Origin of the sequence: Azospirillum sp. TSH100 (assembly GCF_004923295.1) — a bacterium.
Taxonomy (GTDB): Bacteria; Pseudomonadota; Alphaproteobacteria; order Azospirillales; family Azospirillaceae; genus Azospirillum.
This window is the reverse complement of sequence record NZ_CP039634.1, coordinates 1,937,066-1,960,267: the sequence shown is the minus strand read 5'-3', so window position 1 is coordinate 1,960,267 and position 23,202 is coordinate 1,937,066. Positions and strand designations below refer to the sequence as shown.

General features: G+C 65.8%; 22 protein-coding genes. 10 read left to right on the top strand and 12 right to left on the bottom strand.

The window, feature by feature from the left end:
* The first annotated feature begins 254 nt into the window (after positions 1–254).
* The 4 genes from tldD (at position 255) to E6C72_RS09285 (ending at position 3,361) form a co-directional block, all read left to right on the top strand.
* Positions 255–1,688: a metalloprotease TldD gene (gene tldD, locus E6C72_RS09300; RefSeq protein WP_109086582.1), complete on the top strand. Its 1,434-nt coding sequence runs from the start codon at positions 255–257 to the stop codon at positions 1,686–1,688.
* 134 nt (positions 1,689–1,822) lie between these two features.
* Positions 1,823–2,383 (top strand): polymorphic toxin type 46 domain-containing protein, encoded by a 561-nt coding sequence (locus tag E6C72_RS09295; RefSeq protein ID WP_109086581.1) that lies wholly within the window; start codon positions 1,823–1,825, stop codon positions 2,381–2,383.
* 31 nt (positions 2,384–2,414) lie between these two features.
* On the top strand, positions 2,415–2,702 hold the full coding sequence (locus E6C72_RS09290; protein ID WP_109086580.1) for an immunity protein Tsi6 family protein: 288 nt from the start codon (positions 2,415–2,417) through the stop codon (positions 2,700–2,702).
* Positions 2,703–2,821: 119 nt separating this feature from the next.
* Positions 2,822–3,361, top strand: coding sequence for a glycine cleavage system protein R (locus tag E6C72_RS09285; protein ID WP_109086579.1), 540 nt, complete (start codon positions 2,822–2,824; stop codon positions 3,359–3,361).
* A 16-nt stretch (positions 3,362–3,377) separates the two neighbouring features.
* Here E6C72_RS09285 and sugE read toward each other — a convergent pair whose 3' ends face one another.
* Positions 3,378–3,695, bottom strand: a complete 318-nt coding sequence (gene sugE, locus E6C72_RS09280) for a quaternary ammonium compound efflux SMR transporter SugE (protein WP_109086578.1) — start codon at positions 3,693–3,695, stop codon at positions 3,378–3,380.
* Between the two features lie 249 nt (positions 3,696–3,944).
* Between sugE and E6C72_RS09275 the strand changes: the two genes are divergently transcribed.
* The 3 genes from E6C72_RS09275 to E6C72_RS09265 all read left to right on the top strand — a co-directional run bounded on the left by E6C72_RS09275 (position 3,945) and on the right by E6C72_RS09265 (position 8,936).
* Entirely contained in the window at positions 3,945–4,253 is a 309-nt protein-coding gene (locus E6C72_RS09275; RefSeq protein ID WP_109086577.1) for a succinate dehydrogenase assembly factor 2, read from the top strand.
* Between the two features lie 86 nt (positions 4,254–4,339).
* On the top strand, positions 4,340–7,981 hold the full coding sequence (gene mfd, locus E6C72_RS09270; RefSeq protein WP_109086576.1) for a transcription-repair coupling factor: 3,642 nt from the start codon (positions 4,340–4,342) through the stop codon (positions 7,979–7,981).
* A 1-nt stretch (position 7,982) separates the two neighbouring features.
* On the top strand, positions 7,983–8,936 hold the full coding sequence (locus E6C72_RS09265) for an ACT domain-containing protein (protein WP_109086575.1): 954 nt from the start codon (positions 7,983–7,985) through the stop codon (positions 8,934–8,936).
* Positions 8,937–8,963: 27 nt separating this feature from the next.
* On the opposite strand, the gene E6C72_RS09260 is transcribed toward E6C72_RS09265, so the two are convergent.
* Positions 8,964–9,161, bottom strand: a complete 198-nt coding sequence (locus E6C72_RS09260) for a hypothetical protein (RefSeq protein WP_109086627.1) — start codon at positions 9,159–9,161, stop codon at positions 8,964–8,966.
* Between the two features lie 195 nt (positions 9,162–9,356).
* Here E6C72_RS09260 and E6C72_RS09255 point away from each other — a divergent pair, with 195 nt between their 5' ends.
* Complete coding sequence (locus tag E6C72_RS09255; RefSeq protein WP_109086574.1) at positions 9,357–11,288, top strand: di-heme-cytochrome C peroxidase; 1,932 nt, start codon at positions 9,357–9,359, stop codon at positions 11,286–11,288.
* Between the two features lie 43 nt (positions 11,289–11,331).
* On the opposite strand, the gene E6C72_RS09250 is transcribed toward E6C72_RS09255, so the two are convergent.
* The gene (locus E6C72_RS09250; protein ID WP_109086573.1) at positions 11,332–11,742 is read right to left on the bottom strand and encodes an HIT domain-containing protein; all 411 of its coding nucleotides are present in this window, start codon (positions 11,740–11,742) and stop codon (positions 11,332–11,334) included.
* Positions 11,743–11,998: 256 nt separating this feature from the next.
* On the opposite strand from E6C72_RS09250, the gene E6C72_RS09245 reads away from it, so the two are divergent.
* On the top strand, positions 11,999–14,611 hold the full coding sequence (locus E6C72_RS09245; protein WP_109086572.1) for a glycosyltransferase family 2 protein: 2,613 nt from the start codon (positions 11,999–12,001) through the stop codon (positions 14,609–14,611).
* Positions 14,612–14,700: 89 nt separating this feature from the next.
* Complete coding sequence (locus E6C72_RS09240; protein ID WP_109086571.1) at positions 14,701–15,276, top strand: hypothetical protein; 576 nt, start codon at positions 14,701–14,703, stop codon at positions 15,274–15,276.
* Between the two features lie 48 nt (positions 15,277–15,324).
* Here the strand turns inward: E6C72_RS09240 and E6C72_RS09235 are convergent, their stop codons facing one another.
* From E6C72_RS09235 to flgB, 9 genes are all read right to left on the bottom strand, one after another.
* A complete protein-coding gene (locus tag E6C72_RS09235; protein WP_109086570.1) occupies positions 15,325–15,621 on the bottom strand; it encodes a cupin domain-containing protein in 297 nt (98 codons plus the stop codon).
* A gap of 94 nt (positions 15,622–15,715) precedes the next feature.
* Positions 15,716–16,795, bottom strand: coding sequence for a recombinase RecA (gene recA / locus E6C72_RS09230; RefSeq protein ID WP_109086569.1), 1,080 nt, complete (start codon positions 16,793–16,795; stop codon positions 15,716–15,718).
* A gap of 152 nt (positions 16,796–16,947) precedes the next feature.
* Positions 16,948–19,479, bottom strand: a complete 2,532-nt coding sequence (locus E6C72_RS09225) for an ATP-binding protein (protein ID WP_109086626.1) — start codon at positions 19,477–19,479, stop codon at positions 16,948–16,950.
* A gap of 146 nt (positions 19,480–19,625) precedes the next feature.
* Positions 19,626–20,702 (bottom strand): flagellar biosynthesis protein FlhB, encoded by a 1,077-nt coding sequence (gene flhB, locus E6C72_RS09220; RefSeq protein ID WP_109086568.1) that lies wholly within the window; start codon positions 20,700–20,702, stop codon positions 19,626–19,628.
* 13 nt (positions 20,703–20,715) lie between these two features.
* The gene (fliR, locus tag E6C72_RS09215) at positions 20,716–21,486 is read right to left on the bottom strand and encodes a flagellar biosynthetic protein FliR (RefSeq protein WP_109086567.1); all 771 of its coding nucleotides are present in this window, start codon (positions 21,484–21,486) and stop codon (positions 20,716–20,718) included.
* Complete coding sequence (locus E6C72_RS09210) at positions 21,483–21,842, bottom strand: flagellar biosynthetic protein FliQ (RefSeq protein WP_109086566.1); 360 nt, start codon at positions 21,840–21,842, stop codon at positions 21,483–21,485. The genes fliR and E6C72_RS09210 overlap by 4 nt, the downstream gene beginning before the upstream one ends.
* A 45-nt stretch (positions 21,843–21,887) precedes the next feature.
* Positions 21,888–22,187, bottom strand: a complete 300-nt coding sequence (gene fliE / locus E6C72_RS09205; RefSeq protein WP_109086565.1) for a flagellar hook-basal body complex protein FliE — start codon at positions 22,185–22,187, stop codon at positions 21,888–21,890.
* Between the two features lie 52 nt (positions 22,188–22,239).
* Positions 22,240–22,650: a flagellar basal body rod protein FlgC gene (gene flgC, locus E6C72_RS09200; protein WP_109086564.1), complete on the bottom strand. Its 411-nt coding sequence runs from the start codon at positions 22,648–22,650 to the stop codon at positions 22,240–22,242.
* 68 nt (positions 22,651–22,718) lie between these two features.
* Positions 22,719–23,123 carry a flagellar basal body rod protein FlgB gene (flgB, locus tag E6C72_RS09195; RefSeq protein ID WP_109086563.1) on the bottom strand — a complete coding sequence of 135 codons (405 nt, stop codon included), beginning with the start codon at positions 23,121–23,123 and terminating at the stop codon, positions 22,719–22,721.
* Between the last annotated feature and the right edge of the window lie 79 nt (positions 23,124–23,202).

Here is a 23,202-nt window from a genome sequence, read left to right as displayed (position 1 = left end):
TCCGCCATCTCGGCACCGCCCCCTCCTGGCCTGCCCCCGGGCCCGCCAGCCGTCAGGTTACACATTGAGGCATCGGCGAACTTGCCGGATCGCGCCAGCGTCGCCACACTATAGTCTGTCCGTTAGAACACATCGTAGAGCGGGGCGCGAGATCGCCCGCTATGACACTGTGTCCTACCTTGGAATCAGGCGATGGAATCCGGCCGGGGATCGCCCCAGGTCTGGTTCCGCCCCATCACAGGTTCGGAGTTTTCATGAGCGCGCTTGCCGTCACCGACGATCTCTTCTTCAACCGCGCCGGCATGGACCGCGCCCGCGTGGAAGGCGTCGTGCAGGACGCCCTGCACAGTGCCGACGATGGGGAGCTTTACCTCGAATATGCCCAGAGCGAGTCGCTCGGCTGGGACGATGGGAAGCTGAAATCCGCCAGCTTCGACACCACCCAGGGCTTTGGCCTGCGCGCCATCGCCGGCGAGGCGACCGGCTACGCCCATGCCAGCAACCTGTCGGAAGAGGCGATCCGCCGCGCCGCGGCCACCGTGCGCGCCGTGCAGGCCGGCCACACCGGCACGCTGGCCGAGCCGCCGGCCGGCACCAACCGCGCGCTCTACATCCCCGACAACCCCCTGCACCTCGTCCCCTTCGCCGAGAAGGTGAAGCTTCTGGCCGACATCGACGCCTATGCCCGCGCCAAGGACGAGCGGGTGCGGCAGGTCAGCTGCTCGATCAGCGGCGAATGGCAGGCGGTGCAGATCATCCGCGCCGATGGCGTGCGCGTCGCCGACCTGCGTCCCCTGGTCCGCCTGAACGTCTCCGTCGTGGTGGCCGAGGGCGACCGGATGGAGACCGGCGGTTACGGCGGCGGCGGCCGCGTCACCTACGAGCATTACATCCAGCCGGAAACCTGGCGCGGCTTCGTCGACGAGGCGCTGCGGCAGGCTCTGGTCAACCTGTCCTCCGTCCCCGCCCCGGCCGGGGAGATGACGGTGGTGCTTGGCAGCGGCTGGCCCGGCATCCTGCTGCACGAGGCCATCGGCCACGGGCTGGAGGGCGACTTCAACCGCAAGAAGACTTCCGCCTTCTCCGGCCTGATGGGCCAGCGCATCGCCGCCCCCGGCGTCACTATCGTCGACGACGGCACCATCGAGAACTCGCGCGGATCGATCAGCGTCGATGACGAGGGCACGCCCGGCCAGTGCACCACACTGATCGAGGACGGCATCCTGGTCGGCTTCATGCAGGACCGCATGAACGCCCGCCTGATGGGCATGCGCCCGACCGGCAACGGCCGGCGACAGAGCTTCGCGTACAACCCGATGCCGCGCATGACCAACACGGTGATGCGCAACGGCAACCACAGCCCGGACGAGATCATCGCGTCGGTCAAGAAGGGCATCTACGCCAAGAACTTCGGCGGCGGTCAGGTGGACATCACCAACGGCAAGTTCGTCTTCTCGGCCAGCGAGGCCTACCTGATCGAGGACGGCAAGCTGGGCCCGGCGGTGAAAGGCGCAACCCTGATCGGCAACGGCCCGGACAGCCTGACCCGCGTTTCGATGATCGGCAACGACAGCCGCCTCGACCCCGGCGTCGGCACCTGCGGCAAGGACGGCCAGGGCGTGCCGGTCGGCGTCGGCCAGCCGACGCTGAAACTGGAAGGCCTGACGGTCGGCGGTACCGCCGCCTGACACCGGAGGAGAGTTCCTGCGCTGGGCCGGATCGCGCTCGCGGTCCGGCCCTTTGCGTATTTGGGCTTGGAACCGCCGATTGCGTTGGTATCGTTCCGTCTGAGAATTTCAATTTTTCAGACGGTTGACCGCCAATGCATTCGCTCACAAGCATTTTCAAGGCGGCTACGCTCGCCTTGGGATTGGCGCTGGCTTCGGCACTGCCGGGCCATGCCCAGACCGCTCCGACCGCCGAGCAGGTGACCGCCGCCAAGGCCCCCGGCTCAAGCGCCGATCAGCTGAACGCCCGTGTCGTGGTGGCGAGCTATTTCTATGCCTCCACCGACCTTACCTCCGCCCGCTACGTCGACGATTCCAAGGGGATCGATTTTTCCAAGCCGCTGGAGGTGATCGAGGTCGCCGCCGGCACCGGCTGGTACCAGTTCGTCCGCACCGGTTATGACAGCATCCGCTTCGGCAATTTCTTCTCGCCAGTGGTGACGGCGACGCCCGACTGCCTCGGCATTTCCGGCGCGGGCCGGGCCGAGTACAAGGCGGTTCTGCCCGCCGGCCATGGCCTGAAGTCGGTCGCCGCCCCGATCGTCGACAGCTGGACCACCCCCGGCACCAGCGTGCAGACCAAGGGCGGCTGCACCCAGGTCGTGGTGCCCAACAGCGTGAAGGCGGGCGTCACCAACGGCGGACTGGTACAGTAACTCCTTGCCCCCATCGCACCGGAATCCCGCCATGCCCGACATCGCCACCACCGACGAACTGCGCCGCCGCATCGCGCAGGCCCAGTCCGGTGTTGCCGCGCTGGCAAGGCGGGAGCCGGAGAACAGCTGGCTGACCAGCATCCAGCGCCAGCTTGAGTATGTCGACGGCGCGGCACGGGACGGAGCCAAGCGCCTGGACCGCGCCGACGACCTGAATTTCGGCCTGCTCGCTTCCCACTACGTCGACGACATCGACCCGACGCTCGCGGCGGAGCTGCACGCCATCAGCGCCGCCACCCGCCAACTGTTTGGCGGCTGATCGGGAGGGTTGGCCGCCATTTTGTGCTGGCGTTCCCGGCACCCCGCTTCGATGATCGCCCATCCGGACGGCACGGCCGACCCCGTGCCCCGTGAACAAGATCAATACGGGAGATGTGCATGGCGACGGATTCGACTGCGGGCTTGGCCCTGGTTTCCACATTCTGCCCTGACCGGGTCGGGCTGGTTTCCGGCATCACCAGCCACCTGTTCGAGCAGGGCATCAACCTGCGCGACGCCACCTTCGCCTCGCTGGGCACCGGGGCCGAGTTTTCCGCCGTCTGTGAACTGCCTGCCGACCTGACCGTGGAGGATGTCCAGGCCAGCCTGTCGTCCCTGCCCGTCCTGGCCGGAGCCGAGGTGAAGGTCACCCGCTTCGCCTTCGATCCCCAGCCGGGTCCGCAGGCGATGGTCACCCACCGGATCGAGGTGTCGGGCGGCGACCAGCCCGGCCTTGTCGCACGCCTGTCGGAAATCTTCACCCAGTTCGACGCCAACATCGTCCGATTGGACGCGCAGACCCTGCCTGACCGGGCCGGGGAGCGCTACATCCTGCGCTTTTCGGTGTCGATCCCGGCGGAGCGGGCGGATGTCTGCCTGTCGGCGGTGGCGAACACCGCGGAGACCTTGGGGCTGACCTGCCGGACGGAGGCGCTGTGAGATTGAGGGCCTCCCCTCACCCATGCAGCACCTTCAGCCCGACGATCCCGCCGACGATCGCCGCGATGCACAGCAGCCGCAGCGCGCCGGCGGGTTCGCCGAACAGCATCATGCCCAGCAGGGCCGTGCCCACCGTGCCGATTCCGGTCCACACCGCATAAGCGGTCCCCAGCGGCAGGCTCTTCAGCGCAGCGCCCAGCAGCAGGATGCTCGCCAGCATCGCGGCGGCAGTCAGCATGCTCGGGATCAGGCGGGTGAAACCCTCGGTGTATTTCAGGCCGACAGCCCAACCAATTTCAAACACACCGGCGAAGAACAGCGTGACCCACGCCATGACGGTGCCTCCGTCTTGGAATGGCGGGGTCGTCCCCACCCGGTAACCCTCTTGCCGCTGGCGGGGTCGTCCCCACGGGCCAAGGGGCAGATAGGACCTCAACCACGTGGGGTCAAGACGGCGAAGAAAGACGGCGGGCAAGGCAGGCAGCCAAGGTTGCATCGCCGCGCCGGCCCGTGCAGGATGGGGTTCCTGAATGGTTCCCCCTTCGCCGCTGGTGGCGCTGGGGGCTTTCGACGTTGGACATCAATGACCGAAAACGGCACTCACCCGGCCCCCGAGAAGACCGAATCGCTCGAAAACCGGCGCAAGCGCTTGCGCTTCCGCTCCTGGCACCGCGGCACGCGGGAGATGGATCTGCTGATGGGAAGCTTCGCCGATGCCCATGTCGGCGATTTCGACCACGACATGCTCGACCGGTTCGAGACGCTGCTGGAGCTTGGCGATCCCGACCTCTACGACTGGATGTCTGGGCGCGAGCCGGTGCCGGCCGAGCATGACAATGACGTGATGCGCCTGTTGACGGCGTTCCGCTACACACCACGTCAAGGATCCTGACGGATCTGGTCAAAGGGCTCCCGATTAAGCCGGCCAAGACTCCCGACATTCTCCGCCTGTCCCCCGTATCTCCGAGGCATCTTCCTTTGGTCAGTTACGATCTCCAGCCCGGCCGCGCCGGCCGTCTCCTGATCGGCGGCGCGCCCGAGGGGCATGACGCCCGCATCCTGGCGGAGCTTGCGCAGAAGGCCGGCGGCTACGGCCTGCTGCATGTGGCGCTGGACGACACGCGCTGCGCCCTGCTGGCGGAGGCGCTGGCCTTCTTCGCACCGAGGCTGGAGGTGCTGACCTTCCCGGCCTGGGACTGCCTGCCCTATGACCGGGTATCGCCGAACGGCGGCATCGTCGCCCGGCGCATCGACACGCTGACCCGGCTGATCGCAAGACGCGATGCGGCGGCCAACCGCGACGGGCTGGCGCCGCTGATCGTGCTGACCACGGTCAACGCCGTGGTGCAGAAGGTGCCACCGCGCAGCGCCTTCAAGAACGCAGTGTTCTCGGCCAAGATTCGCGACCGCATCGACCTGGAGAAGCTGCAACGCTACCTCGCCGGCAACGGCTACACCCGTGCCCAGACAGTGCGGGAACCGGGCGAGTTCGCCGTGCGCGGCGGCATCATCGACCTGTTCCCGCCGGGGACGGAGGAGCCGCTGCGCCTCGACCTGTTCGGCGACGAGCTGGAGGGCGTGCGCGCCTTCGATCCGATGACCCAGCGAACCACCGACAAACGCGACAGCGTCGAGCTGAAGCCGATGTCGGAGGTCTTCCTCGACGAGACCGGGATCGCCCGCTTCCGCTCCGGCTATCGCGAGCTGTTCGGGGCGGTGACCGACGACGACCCGCTCTATGAAGCGATTTCCGCCGGGCGGAGCTATGGCGGGATGGAGCATTGGCTGCCGCTGTTCCATGAGAGCATGGACACGGTGCTGGACTATCTGCCGCGCGGCATCGTCAGCCTGGACCATCAGGCCAGCGAGGCGCGCGACGCCCGCATCGCCCAGGTGGTCGACTTCCACGCCTCGCGCGACGGCATGATGACCATCGAGAAGCGGGCCGGTTCGCCGGTCTACAAGCCGGTGCCGGTCGCCTCGATGTTCCTCGACGCCACCGGCTGGGATGCGCTGCTGGCGGAGCGCGCGGTGGCACAACTCCAGATTTTCTCCACGCCACCCGGCATCAAGGGCACGGTGGATGCCGGCGGCAAGCGCGGCCACGATTTCGCCGAGGAGCGCAACCGCCCCGACGTGAATGTCTTCGACGCGGTGAAGGATCATATCCGCGCGCTGCGCGCCGACGGGCGGCGCGTGCTGATCGCCGGCTATTCCGCCGGATCGCGCGACCGCCTGTCCAACGTGCTGGCCGACCATGGTATCCCCGGCCTGGAGCCGGCGGAGAACATGGATGACGTCCGCCGCTTCGACCGCGGCGTGATCGGCACCATCGTGCTGGGGATGGAGCATGGCTTCACCTCCGCCGACCTCGCCGTCATCACCGAACAGGACATCCTCGGCGACCGTCTGGTCCGCCCGGCCAAGAAGAAGCGCAAGGCCGCCAACTTCATCGCCGAGCATTCGGCCCTGCATGAAGGCGACATCGTCGTCCACATGGATCACGGCATCGGCCGCTATGACGGGCTGGAAACGCTGGAGGTAACCGGCGCGCCGCACGACTGCCTGCGCCTCATCTACGAAGGCGGCGACAAGCTGTATGTCCCGGTCGAGAACATCGAAGTTCTGTCCCGCTACGGCTCGGAGGACGCCAATGTCCAGCTCGACAAGCTGGGCGGCGCCGGCTGGCAGGGCCGCAAGGCGCGGGTCAAGAAGCGCCTGAAGGACATGGCGGAAGCCCTGCTGAAGATTGCGGCGGAGCGGATGCTGAAGAAGGCCGATCCTGTGCTGACGCCGGAGGGTGTCTATCAGGAATTCGCCGCCCGCTTCCCCTACCCCGAGACCGACGACCAGTTGAAGGCCATCGAGGACATCTTCACCGACCTCGGCAGCGGCCGGCCGATGGACCGGCTGGTCTGCGGCGACGTCGGCTTCGGCAAGACCGAGGTGGCGCTGCGCGCCGCCTTCATGGTGGCGATGAGCGGCAAGCAGGTCGCCGTCGTCGTGCCGACCACCCTGCTCGCCCGCCAGCATTTCCGCACCTTCTCGACCCGGTTCAACGGGCTGCCGGTGCGTGTCGTGCAACTGTCGCGCATGGTCACCGCCCGGGAACAGACGCTGGTGAAGAAGGAACTGGCGGAGGGCACGGCCGACATCGTCGTCGGCACCCATGCCCTGCTCGCCAAGGGGCTCGACTTCAAGCGGCTCGGGATGGTCATCGTCGACGAGGAGCAGCATTTCGGCGTGAAGCAGAAGGAACGCCTCAAGGAGCTGCGCGCCGACATCCACGTCCTGACGCTGACCGCCACCCCGATCCCGCGCACGCTCCAGATGGCGCTGTCCGGCGTTCGCGAGCTGTCGCTGATCGCCACCCCGCCGGTCGACCGGCTTGCGGTGCGCACCTTCGTTCTGCCCTATGACCCGGTGGTGATCCGCGAGGCGATCCTGCGCGAGCATTACCGCGGCGGTCAGACCTTCTATGTCTGCCCGCGCATCGAGGATCTGGCGAAGGTGGCCGAGCGGGTGCGCGAGCTGGTGCCGGAGGTCAAGATCGTCACCGCCCACGGCCAGATGCCGGCCGGCGAGCTGGAAGACGTCATGACCGCCTTCGACGAGGGCAAGTTCGAGGTTCTGCTCGCCACCAACATCATCGAAAGCGGCCTGGACATTCCCAACGCCAACACGCTGATCGTCCACCGCGCCGACCTGTTCGGGCTGGCCCAGCTCTACCAGATCCGCGGCCGCGTCGGCCGGTCGAAGAAGCGCGGCTACGCCTATCTGACCTACGCGCCGAACAAGCCGCTGAACGCCACCGCCCAGCAGCGCCTACATGTCATCGAGACACTGGACAGCCTGGGCGCCGGCTTCCAGCTCGCCAGCCACGACATGGACATCCGCGGCGCCGGCAATCTGCTGGGCGAGGAGCAGTCGGGTCAGGTACGCGAGGTCGGTGTCGAACTGTACCAGCAGATGCTGGAGGAGGCCGTCGCCAACGCCCGGGCATCCATGCAGGAGGGCGCCATCGCAGCCGCCGCGGCGCAGGAGTGGGTGCCGCAGATCAACCTGGGCACGCCGGTGCTGATCCCGGAAAGCTATGTCACCGACCTGACGGTGCGGCTGTCGCTGTACCGTCGCATCGCCGATCTGGTCGACCGCGCCGAGGTGGACGGCTTCGCCGCCGAGTTGATCGACCGCTTCGGCAAGCTGCCGGAGGAGGTCGAGAACCTGCTGGACGTCGTCACCATCAAGCGCTGGTGCAAACAGGCCAACATCGACCGCGTCGATGCCGGGCCGAAGGGGCTGGTGCTGGCCTTCCACGATAATTTCTATGCCGAGCCAGCCAAGCTGCTGACCTATATCGCCCAGCACCTGACGCTGATGAAGCTGCGGCCGGACCACAAGCTGGTCTATGTTCGCGAATGGCCCGATCCGCAGGCCCGCGTGCGCAGCGTGCAGAAGCTGGTCAAGGATCTGGCGGAGATGGCGTCGGGCGGCAGCGTGCCGCGCGGCGAAACCCCACCGCCGCCGCCTCCCCCGCCGCCGCCCAAACCGACCGGCGCGAAGATCGCCTCACGCTTCGGCACGCCATCACGCTTCGGCCGCCCGACCGGACGGCGCTGAAATGGATGAGTTGATCCGCAACGCCCCGCTCGCCCGCCGGCTGGCGATCGGCGACCGGCGGGCAATGGGCGACGCCCCCTCCGTCGCCGACGAGGTGGCGGCCGACAGGGGCAAGCTGGCAGAGCTGGTCGGATGCCTGTTCGACGGCGACGCCAGCGTGCGCATGCGGGCCGCCGACGCGCTGGAACGGGTGTCGCGCGGCAATCCCCTCTGGCTAGACGCCCATGTCGAACATCTGCTGACCGATGCCGTCGCCATCGAACAGGCGGAGGTGCGCTGGCACATCGCCCAGATCATCCCGCGCCTGACCATGACCGATGAGCAGCGGCGTCAGGCCGCCATCCTGCTGGCCGACTGGTTCGAGAACAGCCCCAGCCGCATCGTCCAGACCAGCGCCTTGCAGGCCGTGGTCGATCTCGCCGAATCGGACGCGGGCCTGCGCGCCACCTCGGCGGAGATGCTGGGCCGCGCCATGCGTTCCGGCGTGCCGTCGCTGGCCGCGCGTGCCCGCCGCATCCTGAAGCCCTTCGAGGTGGACGAGGCGACACTGACCGCCGCCTTGGTGCGCGAGCAGACCGGACTGACCCTGACGATCCTGCCCGATCGTCTGGCGGTGGCCCAGTTGCCGCCGGGCAGTGGTCTGCCCGACTGGCTCGACTGGACCGACCCGCTGGTCGGCGCCACCCGCACCGGGGAGGAACTGTCGATCCTCTGCCGCGAGGACCGCGTGCCCGACGGCGTGAAGGCAGAACGGGGCTGGCGCGCCTTCCGGGTGGAAGGCGTCCTCGATTTCTCCCTGTTCGGCATCCTGGCCCGAATCGCCGTGCCCTTGGCCCAGGCCCATCTGCCGATCTTCGCAATCTCCACCTACAACACCGACTATGTGCTGGTCCGCGCCGACGACCTGGAGAAGGCGGCGGACATTCTGGCGCTGACCTGCACGGTAAAGCGCTAAGGGGAAAAGGTTAGGCGCTTTCTTCTCCTAAGCGCCGCCACCCTCCCGCTGGTTCCGCTCGACAATCTCTTCGCGCTCGCCCATCTCCTCCCACTTCTTCTGGACAGGCTTATCGGGATCTCCGGATGCCTTGCCGGTACGGTCGACCAGCTTGTCCTCGATCCGCTGGGCCGCGTCGGAGGGGGCGTCGGAGGTACGGGCTTGGAAACGATCTTCGGTGGCCATGGCGGAAGTCTCCAGATTTTCGCTGACCACATGAACAGTTACGGCACGAAAACCTCCCGGCCGCTCCTCAGACTCCGGTTTCTTTTCGTAAAATTGCATGTCGAAAAGAAATACAATTTTCCTGTTGCCGCAGCCAATTTATCCCAGCGACAGTAGGGGCATCGAACATCAACCCCCGCGCGCAGAGGTTTCCCCATGAAAGCGTCTCGCCTGTCGATCCTGGCGGCAGCCGGCCTGCTGCCGCTGACCCTGCTCGGCGCCTGTGCGCCATCATTGCCAACGACAGCCCCCATCAAGGAGGCCGTCTGGCTCGACCAGAACTGGAAGCCCGGCGAACGCTATTGGTACCACCATGCCAGCCAGGGCACATCGACCTTCCCGGTCCCCTATTCCTGGTTCATGGCGCTGGAGCAACCGGAGATCCAGGTTTTCGGCGAACCCAAGATGCTGGCCGACGAATCCTACATGCAGCGATTCGGCTTCATCCCCAGCCCGAAGCGGCTGGGCGGCGGGACGGCGCGGGATTACGGCTATGGCGCGGAGCCCGGATCGGCCAAGGCCGTGCTGGCCACCTACAACCAGTCGGAGGAGGAGGTCAACCCGGACGGGCTGCCGGTGGGCTTCGCCCGCACCAAGGGCTACATCGACCCGACGACCGGCAAGCCGCTGCCCGACCAGATCGGCCTGACCTGCGCCGCCTGCCACACCGGACATATCGAGTATAACGGCGTCAGCCTGCGAATCGACGGCGCGCCGGCCGTGACCAATCTGGACGCGCTGACCGCCGCGCTGGGCTATTCCCTGGCCTACACCAAGATCCTGCCGGGGCGGTTCGACCGCTTCGCCGACCGCGTGCTCGGCCCCGACCGCACGGCCGAACAGACCGCCGCCCTGCGCGAGCAGTTCGATCAGACGCTGACCACCCTGGAAACCCTGGCCAAGCGCGGCGCGGCGCAGAACGGCAATCCGGCGGTCGTCGAGGGGTTCAACCGGCTGGATGCCCTGACCCGCATCGGCAACGCCGTCTTCACCAACGACCTGCTGAACGGCAAGGTGGAGTTCGACCCCTTCACCAACGTGGCGGCCATCACCGCACCGGTGAAATACCCGCACATCTGGAACGCATCCTGGTTCGACTGGGTTCAGTACGACGCCTCGATCATGCAGCCGATGGTGCGCAACGCCGGCGAGGCGATGGGCGTGGCCGCGCGGGTGAACCTGTCCAACCCGGACCGCAAGCTCTATGCGTCCTCCGTGCCGATCGACAACCTCCACAGGATGGAGGAACTGCTGGCCGGTCTGAACCCGTTCATCCGCAGGCCGGACGGCGGCGTGATCGGCTTCCAGGGCCTGACCGCCCCGAAATGGCCGCAGGCGGTGCTCGGCACTGTCGACGAGGCCAAGCGGGCGCGCGGCGAGGGGCTGTACCGCGAGATGTGCCAGGGATGCCATCTTCCGCCGGTCAACACCCCGGCCTTCTGGGACGCGAAATACTGGACCAAGCCGAACGCGGCCAAGCAGAGCTACCTGAAGCTCACGCCGATCAATGTCGGCACCGATCCCGCCCAGGCCAACATCCTGCAGACCCGGACGGTCCAGCTTCCCACCTTCCTGAAGGTCGATCCGTCCAGCCTGTGCAACGGCAAGCCGGGCGAGCCGGTCACCCGGACCACTTTCGCCGCGGCGCTCGGCTATGTCGTCCAGAAGACGGTCGATACCGCCTATGACGAGAACAAGGTTCCGCCCGCCAAGCGGCAGGAGATGAATGGCTTCCGTCCCAACTGCCTGCAGGCGGAGGCCGGTTACAAGGCCCGTCCGCTGGATGGGATCTGGGCCGCTGCCCCCTACCTGCACAACGGCTCGGTGCCCAGCCTCTACGACCTGCTGTCGCCGATCGCGGAGCGGCCGAAGACCTTCTGCCTTGGCCTGCGCAGCTTCGATCCGGTCAAGGTCGGCTACAAGACCGACTGCGCCGACGGGACCTTCACCCTCGACACCTCCATCCCCGGCAACACCAATGTCGGGCACCAGTTCGTCGGCTCCGGTGTCGCCGGCAGCGGCATCATCGGACGCGGCCTGTCCGAGCAGGAGCGCTGGGATCTGGTGGAATATCTGAAGACCCTGTAACGTCTGCCACCCGCCGGCCCGTGCCTCGCGACCGGGCCGGCGGTCATTCCTCCGCGTGCAGGGCGTCGGCCAGCCGTTGCACAAGGGCCGCCGCCGCTTCCGGCTCGTACGGCTCGGCATGGCCGGAACCCCAAACCGGGCCCGGCCATGCCGGATCGCCTCGCGTCCGCCCGATCACATGGATGTGCAGCTGCGGCACCATGTTGCCCAGCGCCCCGACATTCATCTTGTCCGGCGCGAACAGCCGCTCCACCACGCGGGATGCCTGTGCGATCTCGCGCATGAGCATCAATTGATCGACCTCCTCCAGCCGATGGATCTCCACGCCCCCCTCGCGCATCGGCACCAGGATCAGCCACGGCCAAAGCCGGTTGTTCATCAGCAAAACCCGGCAGAGCGCCAGATCGGTCACGTGATAGGTGTCGGCCTGTAGCCGTTCGTTAAGGGAAAACATGCTTCACTCCTCTCTGGCACTGACCGGAAGCATCATCCAGGAATAATCCGGGGGCTGCTCTGTTGTAGCCGGCAGTGGCGGGGCAACCGCGAAGCTTGTATAGAAGGCCATGCGCGCCGGCCATACGGCGCAGCGGCTTTCGTTGGACGATTGTAGAGTTCGGTCCGAGGACATGGTCGGGGCGGCAACGGTCCCCTTGCGCCATCTCCACGGGCCGTATCCATGTTTTCTGGTGCGGCGAGCGAGAACGACCCACATGCGCAAATCGGCCTTTGCGGTTCTGATCCTGGTGATCCTCGGCAACATCGCCTTCTGGGCGCTGTGGAACCGTCCGGTGGACGAGCGGTCCTGGGCCGGCGCCATCACCGGCGTCGCCTATACCCCCTTCCACTCGGACAAGAGCCCGTCGAAGGGGGACAAGGCGTCCGCCGACGATATCGAGAAGGACATGGACGCGCTGGAGGGCGCGGTAAAGGCCGTCCGCACCTACTCGACCACCGACGGCTCCGAAATGGTCGCGGCCATCGCCGGCAAGCATGGCCTGCCGGTCACAGCCGGCGCCTGGACCACGGGCAAGCCGGAGATCGACGAGCCCGAACTGGCCGGCCTGATCAAGCTCGCCCGCGCCAACAGCAACGTCCGCCGCGTGCTGGTCGGCAACGAGGCGATTCTGCGCGCCGATCTGACCGTTCCGCAGGCCATCGACTACATCAAGCGGGTGAAGAAGAAGGTCAACGTCCCGGTCTCCATCGCGGAGCCGTGGCACGTCTGGCTGAAGCATCCGGAACTGGTCGAGGCGGTCGATTTCCTCGCCGTCCACCTGCTGCCCTATTGGGAAGGCGTGCCGGTCGACCAATCGGTCGACTACGCCATGTTCCGCTACAACGAGCTGAAGCAGAAGTATCCGAACAAGCACATCCTGATCGGCGAGATCGGCTGGCCGGCCGATGGCCCGTGGCGCCGTGGCGCCGAGGCCAGCCAGGTCAATCAGGCCAAGTTCATCCGCAATTTCCTGAACGTCGCCGCCCAGAACAAGCTCGACTATTTCATCATGGAGGCCTTCGACCAGCCCTGGAAACGGGAGATCGAAGGCACTGCCGGCACCAGCTGGGGCCTGTGGGACTATCAGCGCAACCCCAAATTTCCTATGATCGGCGGGGTGCACGAGATCCGCAACTGGGAGATCAAGTGCGCCACTGCCATCGCGCTGGGTTTCCTGCCGCTGGTGTTCTTCCTGTGGCGCCGCAGCGACCTGAAGATCGGCGGCCAGATCTTCTACGGCGCGCTGATCCAGGCTGTCGCCTCCGTCCTGGTCTTCACCGTCAGCGCCGCCTCGGCCGCCGGCCTCGCGCTGACCACCGAAATCGCCTGGGGCCTGCTGATCTTCTGCCAGCTGGTGCTGTTCGCGGTGATGCTGATCGACGGCATGGAACTGACCGAGGTCGTCTGGCAGCACAAGTTCAAGCGCAAGTTCATCCCCTGCTCTGCCGCCCCGCTGCCCAATGCCGCGAAGGTGTCGATCCATGTGCCCTGCTACAACGAGCCGCCGCACATGGTCATGCAGACGCTGGACGCGCTGGCCAAACTCGACTACCCGAATTACGAAGTCCTGCTGCTCGACAACAACACCAAGGATCCGGCTGTCTGGCGCCCGATCGAGGAATACTGCAAAAAGCTGGGGCCGAAGTTCCGCTTCTTCCACCTCGACAACTGGCCGGGCTTCAAGGCGGGTGCGCTGAATTTCGGTCTGGCGCAGACAGCGCCCGACGCCGAACACATCGCCGTCATCGACAGCGACTATCAGGTCCATCCCGACTGGCTGAAGGCGACCATCCCGCACTTCAACCGGCCGGAGGTCGGCTTCGTCCAGTCGCCGCAGGACTATCGCGAGTGGGAACACGACCTGTTCCAGCGCATGACCAACTGGGAATATGCCGGCTTCTTCCACATCGGCATGATCCAGCGCAACGAGCGCAACGCGATCATCCAGCACGGCACCATGACCATCATCCGCAAGTCGGCCCTGGAAAAGGTCGGCCGCTGGGGCGAATGGTGCATCACCGAGGACGCCGACCTCGGCCTGCGCCTGTTCGAGCATGGCTATGAGGCGGTCTATATGCCGGAAAGCTACGGCAAGGGCCTCGTTCCCGACAGCTTCTCCGCTTACAAGACGCAACGCTTCCGCTGGGCCTATGGCGCCGTGCAGATCCTGAAGCACCATTGGCGCCAGCTGTCGCCTGGTGCCAAGGAGCTGACCGCCGGCCAGAAATATCACTTCATCACCGGCTGGCTGCCCTGGTTCGCCGACGCCGCCCACATGGTGTTCGGCATCGCCGGCATCCTGTGGTCGATCGGCCTGATGGCCTTCCCGAAATATTTCGAGTTCCCGCCCAACGTCTTCATGATCCCGACGCTCAGCGTCTTCGCCTTCAAGGTCGGCGCCTCGCTCTGGCTCTACGAGGCGCGGGTGAAGTGCGGCTTCTGGGACAAGGTCGGGGCGGCGGTGGCCGGCATGGCGCTGACCCACACGGTCGGCCGCGCCATGTGGCTCGGCATCTTCACCTCCGGCCGGCCCTTCGTCCGCACGCCGAAGTGCGAGAACCAGCCGGCGCTGATGCAGGCCTTCCTGATGGCGCGCGAGGAACTGGTGCTGCTGGTCTCGCTGTGGGGAGCTGCGCTGGCGATCGTCATGGTCTTCGGCCATGAGAACCGCGACGCCTTCATGTGGTCGGGCCTGCTGGTGGTTCAGTCGCTGCCTTATCTGGCCGCCTTCATCACCGCGCTGATCAACGTCTTCCCCACCATCGGCTTCGGCAAGAGCAAGCCGGAAGCCACCGACGACGCCGTCGGCGCCGGGGCTGGCGACTGACAAAAGCATGACCGGCGCTTTCGCATTGACGAAAGCGCCGGCTCTGCCAGACTTGGGCTCCAGGGGTAACCGGTCCCGGGAGGCGGCTCATGTCCGGCAATCTCACATCCGGGCGCGGCATCGGCCCGCCGGAGTTCAGCGTCCGCACCACCGCGGGCGTCGAGCGGGCCGGCAGCGCCACCGACCGCAACCACCGCCGCAATCCGCGCAAGGAACAGCAGGACCGCGAGCAGGAGCGGCGAGGCCGGAGCCCGCCCAACCCCCAGCGCCGCCGGCTTTACGATCTGCTGTTCGACGAGGTCGATCAGCTCGACGGGCTGGACGATCATCAGCGGACCCGGCTGAAGGACAATCTCCGCAGCCACCTGACACGGCAAGCCCCGCCGCCGCCAGCCGCTCCCTCTCAGATCCAACATGACGAGGAGGCACTGGCCGAAGCGCTGCTGAAGGCCCCGACGGCACAGCTGCCGGTCGATCCGGAACACATCGTCAAGGCAGCGACCTCAACGGCACCGGAACAGGATCCGGAGACCGTGAGGCTGGCCGAACAGCTGCGCGACTGCCTGTCCCGCAACAGCGATAGTGCCCGCAAGGTGGCGGTCTATCTCCATCTTCTGCTGACGCTGGAGGGCGCGTTCAGACCGCATATGGTGTTGGACGTGTGATGGAGCCGGTTCTCACGGATTTCGATCGGGGCTCATGTCGCATCGCCCCTATTCTGCGTCGATCAGGAACAGGACGCCTCGGCTTCCTTCCAGAACCCTGTGACTTTTACCCGCCGGGACGACGAAAAAGTCACCGGCCGCCATGCTGATCAGTTCGCCTTCGACGTCGAGCGTCATGCTGCCTTCCAGAACAAAAAGCGCTTCGTCGAAATCGGCATGGCTTTCCGATGGAATACCGGCCTCATCCATGCGGATGACTTTCAGATTGGCGCCAGCAATCTTGCCAACGACCCGCGACCGCCACGCCTGAGGCAGCGTCGCAGATTCCGCAATCAGATTGATCATGGCTTCTCCTTTAGAGCTCCTATTTGCTTTTGGATCTCGCATAAAAAAAGCCCGCCACCCTGACAGGCGGCGGGCTCGAAAAATATCGAAGGCCTTACTCCGGCGTAGATGCCTCGCCGTCGGCTTCCGGGGTGCCCATCATCGCGTCGGCGACCAGACCGGCGTTTCCACGGATCTTGGCCTCGATCGCGTCGGCGACCTCGGGGTTGTTGCGCAGGTAGTTCTTGGCGTTCTCACGGCCCTGGCCGATGCGGGTGCCGTCATAGCTGAACCACGCGCCCGACTTGTCCACGACGCCCGCCTGGATGCCGAGATCGAGCAGTTCGCCCACCTTCGACACGCCTTCGCCATACATGATGTCGAACTCGACCACGCGGAAGGGCGGGGCCATCTTGTTCTTCACCACCTTGACGCGGGTCTGGTTGCCCACGACGGTCTCGCGGTCCTTGATCGAACCGATGCGGCGGATGTCGAGGCGGACGGACGCGTAGAACTTCAGCGCGTTGCCGCCGGTCGTCGTCTCCGGGTTGCCGAACATCACGCCGATCTTCAGGCGGATCTGGTTGATGAAGATCACCAGGCAGTTCGACTTGGAGATCGAGCCGGTCAGCTTGCGCAGCGCCTGGCTCATCAGGCGGGCATGCAGGCCGACATGGCTGTCGCCCATCTCGCCTTCCAGTTCGGCACGCGGCACCAGGGCTGCGACCGAGTCGACCACCAGCACGTCGATGGCGCCGGAACGCACCAGCGTATCGGCGATCTCCAACGCCTGTTCGCCGGCATCCGGCTGTGAGATCAGCAGCTCATCGATGTTGACGCCCAGCTTGCGGGCATAGGACGGGTCGAGCGCGTGCTCCGCATCGACGAAGGCGCAGGTGCCGCCGCCCTTCTGGGCTTGGGCGATGGCGTGCAGCGCCAGCGTGGTCTTGCCCGAGCTTTCCGGCCCGTAGATTTCGATGATGCGGCCCTTCGGCAGGCCGCCGATGCCCAGCGCGATGTCGAGACCAAGAGAGCCGGTGGAAATAACCTCCGTCTCGACCAAGTTCTCCTTGGCGCCGAGCTTCATGATCGAGCCCTTGCCGAACGCGCGTTCGATCTGGCTCAGGGCGGCATCGAGCGCCTTCTGCTTGTCCATGGAATCCTTCTCGACCAAACGAAGCTGTGCGGACGACATGCCCGGTACCCCTCTCTTAGAACACACGGTCGGCGCTCTTGCAACGAGGCTAAATGTACTCTCTTCGTTCTTGTTTGCAAGGGATGATGTTGCCTGTGCGTTCCCATTTTAAGGGGTATATCCAGGCATGCTTTTGCAGGCGGCTCTGCCTCTCACCGCCCATCGCGGATGACCTCCTTCACCTTGGACGCCAGCTGTTTCAGCGAGAAGGGCTTGGGCAGGAAATGGGCGACTTCGACGCCATCGATCTCGCCCAGCCGATCCTCCGCATAGCCGGAAATGAAGATCACCCGCATCTCCGGACGTAGCTTGCGGACATGGCGGGCCAGGGTCGGACCGTCCATCTGCGGCATCACCACGTCGGTGATCAGCAGGTCGATCGAGGCACCGTTGGTCTCGATCTGCTGCAAAGCCGCCTCGCCGTTCTTGGCCTCCAGCACTTGATAGCCCTTGTTGCGCAGAGCGCGGGCGGAGAAGACGCGCACGGCGTCCTCGTCCTCCACCAGCAGGATGGTACCGCTGCCGGTCAGGTCGCTGCCGCGCCGCTCGCGCGGCTCCGCCGTGTCGACCGGACGCAGTTCCCCCTGGTGGTGCGGCAGCAGGATGGTGAAGGTCGTCCCCTCCCCCACCGCCGAATCGACCAGCACGAAGCCGCCGGTCTGCCGCACGATGCCGTACACCGTCGACAGGCCGAGACCGGTGCCCGACCCGACCTCCTTGGTCGTATAGAAAGGCTCGAAGATGCGCTGGAGATTCTCGCGCGCGATGCCGCAGCCGGTGTCGATCACCTCGATCGAGACATAGCTGCCGGACGGCACCGTCTCATGCTCCCGTCGCTCCGGCTGGCTGACGACGTGATTGGTGGTGTTGATGGTCAGCTTGCCGCCGCCGGCCATGGCGTCGCGGGCATTGACAACCAGATTGATGATAACCTGTTCCAACTGGTTCTGGTCGACCTTGACCAGCCCCAGGTCACGGCCGTGGATCATCTTCAGTTCGATGTTCTCGCCGATCAGCCGGCGCAGCAGGTTCGCCAGTTCCGCCAGCACGTCGGTCACATTGATGACGCGCGGCTGCAAGGTCTGTTGGCGCGAGAAGGCCAGCAGTTGCCGCACCAGATTGGCGGCGCGGTTGGCGTTCTGCTTGATCTGCATGATGTCGCTGAAGGACTGGTCGCCCGGCTTGTGCCGCAGCAGCAGCAGGTCGCAGAAGCCGATCATCGCCGTCAGCAGATTGTTGAAGTCGTGCGCCACGCCGCCGGCCAGCTGGCCGACCGCCTGCATCTTCTGTGACTGGGCGAACTGGGCCTCAAGGCTCTTGCGCTCGGTCATGTCGATGAAGTGCAGGATCAGGCCGACCCCCTCCCCGCGCGTCCCGTCCCCTCTGCCGTCGGTGCGCACAGGATTGGCGAGGCGCCGGGCATAGAGCTGGGCGGTCAACTCCCGCCCGCCGGACAGACGCACCTCAAGCGGGTGTGCCGGATCGTCGCCGCCCTGCACCGATTTCAGCCGGGCGATCACCGCATCGCGCTCCGCCGGGACGATCAGGTCGGCCATCGGACGGTTGATGACGCTGCCCGCCTCGCTGCCGATCAGCGTCAGGAAGGCCTCGTTGCATTCGGTCAGCTGCCCGGTCTCGTCAACCAGCGCGATGCCGATCGGCGCATCCTCGAAGAAGCGCTGGAAGCGCTGCTCGGACAGGCGCAGCGCCTCCTGCCACTCCCGTTCGGGCGACAGGTCACGCACCACCGAGCGGGTGTGGATGGTGCCGTCGTCGGCATGCACCACACTCTGAGCCACCGCGACCTGGAACCGCCGGCCCCGCAGCCCGACCATGGTCAGCTCGCCGCGCTGCTCGCCGCCGCCATGGTCGAACAGGTCATAGGGAGCGGCTGAGAGCGGCGGTGCCGCCAGAATGCCGTGCAACCGCGCCTCGCCATCCGTCAGGTCGCCGGGCGCGGCGTCCAGCCATTGGGCCAGCGTGGCGTTCACGAAGAGGAATTGGCCGCTCTGGTCGACCGAGAAGAAGCCGACCGGCGCATGTTCCATGAAGTCGGCAAGCTTGGCCTGCTCGCGCAGCATCACATGCTCAAGCTCGCGCCGAGCGGTGATATCCTCGATCCGCCAATGGACGGAGCCGGGAAAGCCGGCCACCGGCTGGCCCTGCACCTTGCGCCATTCCGGCGGATTGTGATCCAACGCCGGGATCGCCAGCTCGGCCGAGGCGGCTGCCCCGGCCCTCACCCGCTCGCGCAGACGGCGGAACTCTCGCGCGCTGTCGGGGTCGCCGGAAAACTGACGGGCCAGTGCATCGAGCGGCCGTTCGCCACGGCGCCACCCCGCCAGCTCGCGGAAGGCCGCATTGACGAACACCACCTCGTCGGCCCCATCGCAGACCAGTTGGCCGGCCGGCATCCCTTCCAGCGCCCCACCGAGAAGAGCACCGATGCGCGCCGACCGCCGCACCACCGAAACACTGCGGGCGATCAGCAAGACCACGCCCGCGGCCACGAGCGCCGCCCCCAGCCAGACGACCGAGTCACGGTCCACCAGCAATCCGGCGGCCAGCACCAGAAGCCCGGCGGGCGCCAGCGCATATTGGACCAGCATCGACACCCCACCGGACGAAGCCCGGCGGTTCACTGCATTGCGCGCGGTATCGGAAAGGGAAGTTGTGTCGTCCACCAATACTCCAAACCCCACACGGTCCCGCCGGAAGATGCCCCGGGCCGGACTGCCCATCGCGCCGCCCGCGATCGTCGGTCGCCCCACCCGGTTCCGTCAACCGTCGCGAGGCCGGATCAGTTGCACCCGGATCAGCTATCCCCGGATCAGTTGCGCAGCGACCGCCCTTTCAGCTTGAAGACATAGGTGATGACTTCGGCGACCGCCCGATAATGCTCGGATGGAACTTCCTCGTCGATATCGCAAGCGGCATAGAGCGCACGGGCAAGGGGCGGATTTTCTATGACCGGTACATTGTTCGATTCGGCGATCTCGCGGATCTTGAAGGCCACCTGATCGACGCCCTTCGCCAGCACCATCGGCGCTCCCATCTGGCTGGGATCGTATTTCAGCGCGACGGCGAAGTGGGTCGGGTTGGTGACCACCACGTCTGCGTTCGGCACCGCAGCCATCATGCGCTTGCGCGCGCGCTCGAACCGGATCTGGCGGATGCGGCCCTTGACCACCGGGTCGCCTTCCTGCTGCTTGTGCTCGTCCTTCACCTCCTGCTTGGTCATCTTCATCTTCTTGTCGAACTGCTGCTTCTGCCAGAGGAAGTCGCCGGCAGCGATGAAGGTGAGGACAACCAGAACCCAGACCAGCAGCCGGTGGGCCAGCCCGTCCATCTGCAACAGCATGGCGACGATGTCGATGCCGATATAGGCCTCGATCCCGCCGAACATCGGCACCAGCGCCATATAGGCCACGCCACCGACCACCGCCAGCTTGACGATGCTCTTCAGCAGTTCCACGCCCTGGTTGGCCTTGAACATGTTCATCAGGCCCGGCAGCGGGTTCAGCTTGCTGAACTTGGGCGAGATCAGTTCCCAGGAGACGTGGAATCCCGTCTGCCCGATGGTCGACAGCACGCCGGCCACCACGAACAGCAGGATGGGCAGCCACAGCGCCCACATGACGTCGCTCATCACCCGGAACAGCAGGGCACCGACCCCGGCCCGGTCGAAGGTGAGGCGGTCGAGATTCTCGAAATAGTAGTTCAGGCGGAAAACCAACCCCTTCATCGTGCCGGGCAGGATGGAGACCAGAACCACCAGCATCGCCGCGACCATCAACCAGTTCGCGGCCTCGCGGGTCATCGCGAACTGGCCCTGCTTGTGGGCCTCGTCGAGCTTCTTGGATGTCGGGTCCTCTGTTTTGGAGGATTCGTCCGCATCTTCCGACACCGGCGCCCTCCCTCTACAGCGGCTTCAGGAATTCGATGAAGGTGGATTCGAAGCGCGACAGCCAGAACAGCATCATCGCCCCCAGCGTCAGCGCGAACATGAACAGCCCCAGCAGCACCTGGACCGAGGTGAACAGCTGGAACACCTGCACCTGCGGCGCCAGCTTGTTCAGCAGCCCGAGCGCCAGCGCGAACAGGATGCCGGTGATCAGGAAGGGGGCGGACATCTGCACCCCCATCATGAAGGTCTTCGACACCAGCTGCCCGACCACATTCGCCATGTCGTCGATCGGGATCGCCGCTCCGGGCGTGAAGGTTGAATAGCTGTCGACGACCGCCATGATCAGCAGATGATGCAGGTCGGTGACGAACAGCAGCAGCAGCCCCAGCCAGCCCATCAGCGAACCAGGCAAAGACCCCGACGTCGCCAGAGCCGGGTTGAAGATCTGCGCGTTGGCCAGCCCGCTCTGAAGGCTGATGATGGTGCCGGCGACTTCCAGCGCCCCCATCAGCAACCGGGCGATGGTGCCCATGAAGATGCCGATGGTCATCTCGCTGGCGGCCAGAACCAGCAGTTGGAACGGGTTGCCCGGCATCGGCGGCAGCATCGGCCGGATGGTTGGCGCCACCAGCGTACTGACCGCCAGCGCAAACAGCAAACGCGTGCGGGTAGGCACGAAGGCGTCGCCGATGGTCGGCATCACACTGAAGGCGGTGCCCACCCGCATGAACACCAACATCCAGACGAAGATCTGTTCGCCCAGAAACTGTTGCAGGACGTTCATTGGCCCGCCGCGGCGGCGGTCGGGGCCGGAGCAGGCGTTATGCCGGTACCGGGCGTGAAGGGGGCGCCGCCATTGTCGGTGGCGCCGACGCCGATGGCGACGATGCGGTCGGCGACCTCATGCTCGAAGAACTCGGTCAGCTTGCCCAGCATGAAGGGCATCAGCAAAATGCTGAGGCCGAAGACCAGCAGCACCTTCGGCACCATGGCGAGCGTCTGCTCACTGATCTGGGTGACCGCCTGGAAGATGGAGATGACGGTGCCGAGCACCATCATGATGACCAGGATCGGCCCGCAGACGATCACCAATGTGACGATCGAGGTGCGGCAAAGCTCGATGACTTCGGTCTCGTTCATGATCGCAGACGGTGCATGACGACGTGAGGACGCGGGCGAACGCCGTCACATCGGCATGCGCAGGATTTCCTGATAAGCGTTCAGCACCTTGTCGCGCACGGCGGTCACAGTCTGCAAGGTCACCTCGGCGTTGGTCACCGCCTGGACGACGTCGTTCAGATCAGCCTTGCCGACGGCGGCCAGAGCCGACATGTCCTCGCTCTTCTTCAGGGTGCCGATGCTCTCCTTGGCCGCCTGTTCCAGCACGTCGCCGAAGGATGCACCGTCGCGGGCGGCCATGCCGGGGCCGGTCGTCTTGGCGGCGGTGGTGGCGTAGGCCGCGGCGGCGTTCAGCGGATTGATCATGGCGGCGTTTCCGGTGCGTCAGGAGGGCGGATGGCGATGGGAGGTGCGGGCGTCAGGCGCGCAGGATGTCGATGGTGCGGGTCAGCATCTGCCGCGCCGTGTCGATCGCCGACAGGTTGGCTTCATAGCTGCGCTGGGCCTCGCGCATGTCCATCGCCTCGACCACCGAATTGACGTTGGGCAGCAGGACATAGCCCTCGGCGTCAGCCGACGGGTGGGACGGGTCGTAGCGGCGCTGGAAGTCGCTCTTGTCCACATCGACCTTGGCGACGCGGACCTTGTCGACGTCCATCGCCCGGTCAAGCTCGTTCTTGAAGATCACCGTCTTGCGGCGATAGGGCAGATCGCCCGGCGTCTCGGCGGTGGTGTTGGCGTTGGCCAGATTCTCCGAAATGACCTTCAGGCGCGTACCCTGCGCCTTCATGCCCGAGGCGGAAACCGCCATCGACTTGTAGAGATCCATCGCACCGCCTCCTCAAAAGCCCGCGGGCTCGAAAAACCGCCGATCGCGAGCCGGCACCTCGAAGCCGCTCAGCTGCCTGAACGGATCGCCGACTTGATCATCGCCACCTGCTTTTTATACAGGTTGGTGATGGTCTGGTAATCCATCGAACTCTGGCTCATCCGCATCATCTGGTCTTCCAGCACGACATTGTTGCCGTCAGGCGCCGTCTCGTACGGATCGCGCACCTTCTGCTCCTGAGCCATGCCGCCGGCACCGCGGGTGCCGGCCAGATGGGATGCGTTGGTCGCCACCGGGGTCAGCCTCCGGCTGTCGCTCAGCGCATCGCGGAAGCTGAATGGCTTCAGGTCACGGCTCTTGTATTCCGGCGTATCGGCATTGGCGATGTTCTGCGACAGGACTTCCTGGCGTTGGGTCAGCCAGTCCATCTTGCGCGACATCAGCTTGAAGAGTCCGAGATTTCCGAGGTCCATAGCCCTGATCCCGCCGCCCTTGTCCGCGATCACGCTCAACGCCGCACCATGCGGGCATTCCACACTCCGCAATGGTCGC